This window comes from Sphingomonas azotifigens NBRC 15497 (assembly GCF_002091475.1).
GTDB lineage: Bacteria > Pseudomonadota > Alphaproteobacteria > Sphingomonadales > Sphingomonadaceae > Sphingomonas > Sphingomonas azotifigens.
This window is the reverse complement of record NZ_BCTR01000154.1, coordinates 1-697: the sequence shown is the minus strand read 5'-3', so window position 1 is coordinate 697 and position 697 is coordinate 1. Positions and strand designations below refer to the sequence as shown.

Below are 697 nucleotides of genomic sequence, written 5' to 3'. Positions count from 1 at the left end.
GCCACAACGGCGTGACCTGGCTCGACGAGCAGCAGGTCGCGAAAGAACCGGAAGTGCTGGGCGGCGGCTTCGGCGCGCAGGTGCGACAGGCATTGGTGCTTCGCCGCCAGTGGCTGATCGAAGAAGACCTCGCCTGGCGCGACGGCGATACCGTCCGCTTCCGCGCCAATCTGCTGACCGAGCTCCGCCGTCGCGAACTGCGGCAGGTGGCGGATCAGATCTCGAAAGAGATGGGGCTTGGCTATTCCGAGCATCGCGGCGGCGCGATTGAGGGTACCTATCGCAAGGCGGTGCAGGTCGGCGCCGCGAAATATGCGGTGATCGAGAAATCGCGGGAATTCACGCTGGTGCCTTGGCGGCCGGTGCTGGAAAAGCAGATCGGTCGAACCGTTTCCGGCATCGATCGCGGCGGCGCGATCAGCTGGACATTTGGGCGCCAGCGTTCGGGTCCGGAGATCGGCGGGCTCTAAGATGCCCCGAAGAGGTACCGGGATTCACCAGCGAGGACCTGTAACGGAAGCGGGAACAGGCGGATTCTGCACGACATGCAGACCCGCAAGACCCGCCATCAATTCTACCTTCCCGACGAGCTGTCGGCGAAGCTCGACGCGATGGCTGCGCAGCCGGGATCGTCGAAGACCGCGATCCTGACCGACGCGCTGATCGCCTGGTTCGATCGCCGTGCCGGTCATGAACT

Annotated in this window: 1 protein-coding gene; it reads left to right on the top strand. The window is 64.6% G+C overall.

Features of this window, described 5'->3' with window-relative positions:
• Positions 1-470, top strand: a 470-nt coding sequence (locus SAZ01S_RS23385) for a DUF3363 domain-containing protein (RefSeq protein ID WP_139810236.1), incomplete at its 5' end; no start/stop codon positions are given.
• Positions 471-697: the final 227 nt, after the last annotated feature.